The sequence below is a fragment of the Flexivirga sp. genome, from assembly GCF_051955415.1.
In the GTDB taxonomy this organism is placed as follows: domain Bacteria; phylum Actinomycetota; class Actinomycetes; order Actinomycetales; family Dermatophilaceae; genus Flexivirga.
Genome location: NZ_JBQCGS010000071.1, coordinates 71,322 through 79,665 on the forward strand (window position 1 = coordinate 71,322; position 8,344 = coordinate 79,665).

General features: G+C 69.2%; 5 protein-coding genes and 1 pseudogene. All 6 read left to right on the plus strand.

What is annotated here, in order from left to right; genetic code table 11:
- Positions 1-24: 24 nt before the first annotated feature.
- The gene (gene recF / locus ACTHL4_RS11990; protein ID WP_440282999.1) at positions 25-1,167 is read left to right on the plus strand and encodes a DNA replication/repair protein RecF; all 1,143 of its coding nucleotides are present in this window, start codon (positions 25-27) and stop codon (positions 1,165-1,167) included.
- Complete coding sequence (locus ACTHL4_RS11995) at positions 1,164-1,754, plus strand: DUF721 domain-containing protein (protein WP_440283000.1); 591 nt, start codon at positions 1,164-1,166, stop codon at positions 1,752-1,754. Before recF ends, ACTHL4_RS11995 begins: the two co-directional genes overlap by 4 nt.
- 153 nt (positions 1,755-1,907) lie before the next feature.
- Positions 1,908-2,711 (plus strand): hypothetical protein, encoded by an 804-nt coding sequence (locus tag ACTHL4_RS12000; protein WP_440283001.1) that lies wholly within the window; start codon positions 1,908-1,910, stop codon positions 2,709-2,711.
- Positions 2,712-3,019: 308 nt separating this feature from the next.
- Complete coding sequence (gene gyrB / locus ACTHL4_RS12005) at positions 3,020-5,158, plus strand: DNA topoisomerase (ATP-hydrolyzing) subunit B (RefSeq protein WP_440283002.1); 2,139 nt, start codon at positions 3,020-3,022, stop codon at positions 5,156-5,158.
- 266 nt (positions 5,159-5,424) lie between these two features.
- Entirely contained in the window at positions 5,425-8,079 is a 2,655-nt protein-coding gene (gyrA, locus tag ACTHL4_RS12010) for a DNA gyrase subunit A (protein WP_440283003.1), read from the plus strand.
- Between the two features lie 8 nt (positions 8,080-8,087).
- A pseudogene (locus ACTHL4_RS12015) lies at positions 8,088-8,344 on the plus strand (hypothetical protein); the annotation flags it as partial.

Consider the following 8,344-nt stretch of genomic DNA (forward strand, 5'->3'; position numbering starts at 1 on the left):
CCTGCGACACCTAGACTCAACCGTGTGTTCGTGCGGCATCTGACTCTGAAGGACTTCCGGTCCTACGAGTCCGCCGACCTCACCTTCACCGACGGCGTCAGCACGTTCGTCGGGCTCAACGGTCAGGGCAAGACCAACGTCGTGGAGGCCATCGGCTACCTGGCCTCACTCTCCTCGCACCGCGTCGCCCAGGACGCGCCGCTGGTGCGCGCCGGCGCCGAGCAGGCGATCGTGCGCAGTGCGGTCGTCCGCGACGGTCGCGAGCAGCAGGTCGAGCTGGAGATCAATCCGGGAAAGGCCAACCGGGCCCGGCTCGGCAAGTCACCGGTGACCCGCCCGCGCGACGTACTCGGCACGCTGCGCACGGTGCTCTTCGCACCCGAGGACCTCGCACTGGTCAAGGGCGACCCCGGTGAACGCCGCCGCTTCCTGGACGACCTGCTGGTGGCCCGGCAACCGCGATGGGCCGGCGCCCGCAGCGACTACGAGAAGATCCGGGTGCAACGCAACGCACTGCTCAAGACGGCACGGACGGCGCCCGACCGTGCCGCAGCACTCGCGACCCTGCCGGTCTGGGACAGTCACCTGGCCTCCGTCGGCGCCAACCTGGTCTACGCCCGGCTACGCCTGCTGCGCGACCTGCAGCCCTATCTGCGGCTGGCGTACGACGAGGTCAGCGCCGGCCAGTCCGACGCCAAGGTCACCTACCGGAGCTCGCTGTATGACGAACTCGCCGACCAGCTCGCCGCCGGTGAGGTCCCGGAGGTGGCCGAACTGGAGGCCGGATTCGCCAAGAGCTTCGAGCAGCAGCACCGGGCCGAGGTGGAGCGTGGCCAGACGCTCGTCGGCCCGCACCGTGACGACCTGGTGCTGCGACTCGGTGCGCTGCCGGCCAAGGGCTACGCCAGCCACGGCGAGTCCTGGTCGTTCGCGCTCGCCCTGCGGATCGCGGCGTTCCAGCTGCTGCGTCACGACCTGGGCACCGACCCGGTGCTGGTGCTGGACGACGTCTTCGCGGAGCTGGACGCCGGCCGGCGCCGCCGGTTGGCGCTGATGGTCGGCGACTGTGAGCAGGTGCTCATCACGGCCGCGGTCGATGACGACGTGCCGGAGTCCCTCACCGGCAACCAGTTCTCGGTGACCCTCGGCGAGGTGAGACCCCGATGACCGATCCCGAGCACACCGAGGGAGGAGCCGCCGATCGGCAGGATGCTGCCACTGACGAGCCCGAAGCCGACGAGGCAGGCGCTGACGAGACGGGCATGGAGGCGGTCCGTGATGCCCTGCGGCGGGCGCGGGTCGCCGCCCGGGAGAAGGGTTTCCGGCCCGGCACGCCGGCCCGCCGACGCCCGCGCAAGGCTGCCGACCTGGGCACCGGGCGGGCCCGCACCGACGGCCGCGACCCGGCGATGATCGGTGATCAACTCGACCGGTTGCTGGTCGACCGCGGCTGGCAGGTCGACGTCGCGGCCGGTTCGGTGATGGGCCGCTGGACCGAGATCGTCGGCGACGCGGTCGCCGCCCATGCTCAGCCGGTGTCCTTCACCGACGGGGAACTCACCGTCCGCGCCGACTCGACCGCGTGGACGACCCAGCTGCGGTTGTTGTCCTCCACGCTGCTGGGCAACTTCGAGCGGGCCGTCGGCCCGGATGTGGTGCAGTCGCTGCGCATCGTCGGCCCGAACGCGCCGAGCTGGAAGAAGGGTCCGCGCACCGTCCGGGACGGCCGTGGTCCGCGCGACACGTACGGGTGAGCACCCCCCGGTTGAGCACCCCCGGTGAGTACCCGGGTGACCAACGTAGCGACCCGGTCACCGGGCGCCGTTCGGCTGCTCCACGTAGAGTGGGTCGAGTTTGTGCAAGGCCAACGACCTCTATCGGACCTCAATCGGCAGGAAAGTTTCAACGTGAGTCATGACCAGCCAGGTCAGGACGACCCGCGCGGGGGCCGGGACGAATTCGACCACTTCTTCAGCGACCGCGGGCAGCAGCCGCCCCAGGATCCCGACGCGACCGCATGGGCCGGCCCGGCCGACAGCGACCGGACCCACCCGCGGGACCAGGCGCCCGACCAGACCGCCGCGCCCTACGTCCGACCGCCGCAGGAGCCGCAGTACGACGAGTACCAGCCGGCCGATCAGCGGTACGAGCCGGCTGCCTATTACGAGGAGCCGCCGCAGCGACGCGGTGCGATGTGGGCGCCGGTCGCGGTCATCGTCGCGTCGCTGGCCATCGTCGCCATCGTCATCGCGATCATCCTGAACAACTCCAGCGGCCGTATGGCGCAGGGCGCCTTCACCCCCACCAAGACGGTCACCCAGACCACCGGCGGGCAGCCGTCGCAGACACCGTCCTCGTCCGAGACGTCGCAGTCCTCGCAGTCCTCCGAATCGTCGTCCCCGAGCTCCAGCTCCTCCTCGGCCAGTTCTTCCTCGGCCAGCTCCTCGAGCCCGAGCTTCGCCACCTCGCTGCCCGGTGCGGCCGGTGCCTGCCCCGGCACCGACTCCTACGGCACGGGACCGAAGACCTCCTGCGGCTTCGCGGGCGTGGTCAGCACGATCTACAACGCCAAGAAGGACAAGGACGGCAACGCCTCGTTCAAGGCCAAATCGCCGGAGACCCACGACAACTACCAGGTGACCTGCCAGGCCGACCAGTACGTCACCTGCACCACCGAGACCGGTGCGGTCGTCTACATCCTGCGCAAGTGAACCCGCCGGCATGGCCCGGCCGGGCCACGGACATGGATCGTCCATGAACGCGGCGTGGACGCGCTGACGGCCCGGGCCGCGTGGAGGGAGTCGCGCGACGGTGCGATCTGCCCGCACATTGCCGTTTGAGGCACGTCAAACACGGTTCGGCGGCCTCGGCAGGGTATGATGGAACACAGAATCTGAGTCTTGTTACCGGCTCTCGCGGCTCGCCACTGGGCGGGCCGCAGGCGTGCCCGGCTCGGTTTCCTTTCGCGGCTGTCGCAACCGACGGACGCGGAGCGCGTCATTCGACTTCGAGGAGCACTGTGTCCGACACCGCTGCGCAGCAATCACCCGACGAGCAGGAGCCGGCCACACCGGCGCAGGACACGGAGTCAACGGGAGAGTCGGCAGGCGACGCGGCGGGCGGGTCCGCAGCGGCGCCGGCCGGCGGCTCGACCTACGGTGCCGACGACATCCAGGTGCTCGAGGGCCTTGAGGCGGTCCGCAAGCGCCCGGGCATGTACATCGGCTCCACCGGCACCCGGGGTCTGCACCACCTGGTGTGGGAGATCGTCGACAACGCGGTCGACGAGGCGATGGCCGGTTACGGCGACCACGTCGAGGTCACCCTGCTGGCCGACGGCGGCGTGCGGGTGCGCGACCACGCCCGCGGCATACCTGTGGAGATCAACAAGGCGTATGGCGTCTCGACCGTCGAGCTGGTGCTGACCCAGCTGCACGCCGGCGGCAAGTTCGGCGGCGGCGCCTACAAGGTCTCCGGCGGCCTGCACGGCGTCGGCTCCTCCGTGGTCAACGCCCTGTCCACCAAGCTGACCGCCGAGGTGCGCCAGGACGGCAGGATCCACTTCCTGGAGTTCGACCACGGCGCGCCGCAGGGATCGCTGGAGGTCATCGGCGAGACCGACACGGACGACACCGGCACCACCATCACCTACTGGGCCGACCCGGAGATCTTCGACACCGTCGACTACGACTTCGAGACCGTCCGGGCGCGTTTCCAGCAATACGCCTTCCTCAACAAGGGCCTGGCGATCACGCTGACCGACGAGCGGGTGCAGAAGGTCGACGAGGGTGCCGAGGACGAGGCGCTCGCCGGTGCCACCGCCCACGACGACGTCGAGGATGCGTCCGGCAAGCCGCGCACCGTCACCTACCGCTACGACGACGGGCTGATCGACTACGTCAAGCACCTCAACTCCTCCAAGCGCAGCGAGCCGGTGCACGACGACATCATCGCCTTCGAGCACGAGGACCCCGAGCGGTTGCTGTCGGTCGAGATCGCGATGCAGTGGACCACGGCATACAGCGAGTCGGTGCACACCTACGCCAACGCGATCAACACGCACGAGGGTGGCACCCACGAAGAAGGCTTCCGTGCGGCGATGACGTCGCTGGTCAATCAGTTCGCGCGCTCCCAGAAGCTGCTCAAGGACAAGGACGACAACCTCACCGGTGACGACATCCGCGAGGGCTTGACCGCCGTGGTCTCGGTCAAGCTGGGCGAGCCGCAGTTCGAGGGCCAGACCAAGACCAAGCTGGGCAACTCCGAGGTCAAGGGCTTCGTGCAGGGCGCCGTCCGGGACGAGTTCGACCACTGGCTGCAGCAGCACCCCCGCGAGGGGCAGGCGATCGTGCGCAAGGCGATCCAGTCCGCCGCGGCTCGTATGGCGGCGCGCAAGGCGCGCGAGGCCACCCGCCGCAAGGGCCTGCTGGACACCGCCGCGATGCCCGGCAAGCTCAAGGACTGCCAGAGCAACGACCCGACGATCTCCGAGGTGTTCATCGTCGAGGGCGACTCGGCCGGCGGCTCGGCGGTGCAGGGCCGCAACCCGTTCAACCAGGCGATCCTGCCGATCCGCGGCAAGATCCTCAACGTCGAGAAGGCCCGCATCGACAAGGTGCTGGCCAACAACGAGGTGCAGTCGCTGATCTCGGCGTTCGGCACCGGCATCGGCGAAGAGTTCGACATCGAGAAGGCGCGCTACCACAAGATCGTGCTGATGGCCGATGCCGACGTCGACGGCATGCACATCCGCACGCTGCTGCTGACCCTGCTGTTCCGCTTCATGCGCCCGCTGATCGAGGCCGGCTACGTCTATCTCGCGCAGCCGCCGCTCTACCGGATCAAGTGGAGCAACCACGAGCACGAGTTCGCCTTCTCCGACAAGGAGCGGGACGGGCTGATCAAGCTCGGCGAGAGCAACGGCTGGCGGCTGCCGAAGGACAACGGCGTCCAGCGCTACAAGGGTCTGGGCGAGATGAACTACCACGAGTTGTGGGACACCACGATGGACCCCGAGCACCGCACGCTGCTGCAGGTCACGCTCGAGGACGCCGCCGCGGCCGACGAGATCTTCGCGGTGCTGATGGGTGAGGACGTCGAGAGCCGGCGCGGGTTCATCCAGCGCAACGCCAAAGACGTCAGGTTCTTGGACATCTGAGTTGTCTTGTTTGCCTCCTCGCAGCCCGGTTCGGGTCGATCCGCTCGCGAGCTCGCGGACGGCCCGCTCCGTGCTGGTCGTCGGCTCACGGCGAGTCGGCTCGGCTGCCTGGAGACTTCCGCGGCGCTGTCACCCGGGCGCAGCGCTGATCGAGTCTCATGCTTCGCCGGTCGAGTAGCGGAGGAGCGAAGCGGGGGAGCGTATCGAGACCAGCGAAGCCCTCGCCATACACAAACTTTGAAGTGCAGTGAGAACGAAGGAAGCTGATGACTGACGACACCACTCCTCCCGGTGGAGAGGGCCCACGGTCCAATGTCGACCCGATCGACCTCAACACCGAGATGCAGCGCAGCTACATCGACTACGCGATGGCCGTCATCGTCAGTCGGGCGCTGCCGGACGTGCGCGACGGGATGAAGCCGGTGCACCGTCGCATCGTCTACGCGATGTTCGACGGCGGCTACCGGCCGGACCGCGGCTACAACAAGTGCAGCCGCGTCGTCGGTGACGTGATGGGTCAATACCACCCGCACGGTGACAGCGCGATCTACGACGCCCTGGTCCGGCTGGTGCAGCCGTGGTCGATGCGCTACCCGCTGGTCGACGGGCAGGGCAACTTCGGCTCCCCCGGCAACGACGGTGCCGCCGCACCGCGATACACCGAGTGCCGGATGGCGCCGCTGGCCATGGAGCTGGTGCGCGACATCGAGAAGGAGACCGTCGACTTCGAGCCCAACTACGACGGCAAGACCATGCAGCCGACCGTGCTGCCGGCGCGCTTCCCCAACCTGCTGGTCAACGGTGCCGCCGGCATCGCGGTCGGTATGGCGACGCAGATCCCGCCGCACAACCTGCGCGAGGTCGCCGCAGGTGCCCAGTGGCTGCTGAACCACCCGGACGCCAGCCGTGAGCAGCTGCTGGAGAAGCTCATCGAGATCATCCCCGGCCCGGACTTCCCGACCGGTGCGCTGATCATGGGCAAGAAGGGCATCGAGGACGCCTACCGCACCGGTCGCGGCTCGATCGTGATGCGCGCGGTGGTCAACGTCGAGGAGATCCAGGGCCGGCAGTGCCTGGTGGTCACCGAACTGCCCTACCAGGTCAACCCCGACGCCCTCGCCGAGAAGATCGCCACCCTGGTCCGCGACGGGCGCATCGGCGGCATCGCCGACCTGCGCGACGAGACGTCCGGCCGCACCGGCCAGCGACTGGTCATCGTGCTCAAGCGCGACGCGGTCGCCAAGGTCGTCCTCAACAACCTCTACAAGCACACCCAGCTGCAGCAGAGCTTCGGCGCCAACATGCTGGCGCTGGTCGACGGCGTCCCGCGGACGCTGCCGATCTCGGCGTTCGTGCGCTACTGGGTGGAGCACCAGATCGAGGTCATCCAGCGGCGCACCACCTACTTGCTGCGCCGGGCCGAGGAGCAGATCCACATCCTGCGCGGCTACCTCAAGGCGCTGGACGCCCTCGACGAGGTCATCGCGCTCATCCGCCGCAGCCCCTCGGCCGAGGAGGCACGCGGTGGCCTGATGGAGCTGCTCGGTGTCGACGAGATCCAGGCGACCGCCATCCTCAACCTGCAGCTGCGCCGGCTCGCCGCGCTGGAGCGGCAGAAGATCGTCGACGAGCACGATGAGCTGCAGCGGGCGATCGAGGACTACCGCGACATCCTGGCCAAGCCGGAGCGGCAGCGGCAGATCGTCAGCGACGAGCTGGCCGACATCGTCGACCGGTATGGCGACGAGCGACGCACCCAGATCGTGCCGTTCGCGGGCGACATGTCGATCGAGGACCTGATCCCCGAGGAGGACGTCGTCGTCACGATCACCCGTGGCGGTTACGCCAAGCGCACCAAGACCAGCGAATACCGGTCCCAGCGGCGCGGCGGCAAGGGTGTGCGCGGAGCCAACCTGCGCGGGGACGACGTGGTGTCGCACTTCTTCACCACCACGACCCACCAGTGGCTGCTGTTCTTCACCAACGCCGGCCGGGTCTACCGGGCCAAGGCCTACGAGCTGCCCGAGGGCAGCCGCGACGCCAAGGGCCAGCACGTGGCCAACCTGCTGGCCTTCCAGCCGGGCGAGCAGATCGCCCAGGTGATGGCACTGCGCGACTACGAGCAGGCGCCATACCTGCTGCTGGCGACCAAGCGCGGCCTGGTCAAGAAGTCCCGGCTGACCGACTACGACTCCCCGCGCACCGGCGGGCTGATCGCGGTCAACCTGCGCGACGGGGACGAGCTCGTCGGCGCCGGCCTGGCCAGCTCCGAGGACGACGTGCTACTGGTCTCGCGCAAGGGCCAGTCGGTGCGCTTCCACGCCAGCGACGACACGCTGCGCCCGATGGGCCGCTCGACCTCCGGCGTGACGGGCATGAAGTTCCGCGACGGCGACGAGCTGCTGTCGATGAACATCGTCGAGGAGGGCTCGGACCCGGACGTGTTCGTCGTCTTCGAGAACGGCCTGGCCAAGCGCACCGCCGCCTCGGACTACCCGGTCAAGGGCCGCGCCACGCTGGGCGTCAAGGTCGCCTCGATCTCCGACCGTGGCGGCGACCTGGTGGGGGCGCTGACCGTCGACGAGACCGACGAGGTCCTGGTCGTCATGGAGAAGGGCAAGATCGTCCGCTCGCGGGTCGACGAGGTGCGCCGTACCGGCCGGTCCACCCAGGGCGTGCAGTTCGCGACCCCGGACAAGAAGGACTCGATCGTCGCCGTGGCGCGCAATGCCGAGCGGGAAGTCGACGGCGATCAACCGGACGACCAGGCAGATGGCGTACCGTCGGGCGTGTCGCCGACCGACGGCGGCACCGACGCCGAGGCACCGGTCACCGATCCGGTCGTCGACGCGGACGGGCAGACTGATGATCAGCACGCCGATGACCAGCAGACTCCGGACGAGCCGGGAGACGATGAGTGAGCAGTCGAATGAGCGCTGACGGATCCGACGCCGACAAGAGCGCCGGGACGACAGCGACCGACAGCGGCGCCGTGCGTCTGCCGGGCGCCGCGGCCGGCGGCACGAGCTCCACCCCGCCGCGGCCCGGCGCGAAGGGCGGCCCACGGCCGGGCACCAAGGGCGCGCGCCCGGCCGGTGCCGGCCAGCGACGTCCCGCGCCCCGTGGTGCCGCAGGTCCCGGGCGACGTCCGGGCCGCAGCACCCCGCGCCGGGTGCGGCTGACCAT

Excerpts from the sequence above, each read along its gene's own strand:
- ACTHL4_RS11995 (WP_440283000.1), top strand. The coding sequence starts at position 1,164 with ATGACCGATCCCGAGCACACCGAGGGAGGAGCCGCCGATCGGCAGGAT.
- gyrA (WP_440283003.1), top strand. The coding sequence starts at position 5,425 with ATGACTGACGACACCACTCCTCCCGGTGGAGAGGGCCCACGGTCCAAT.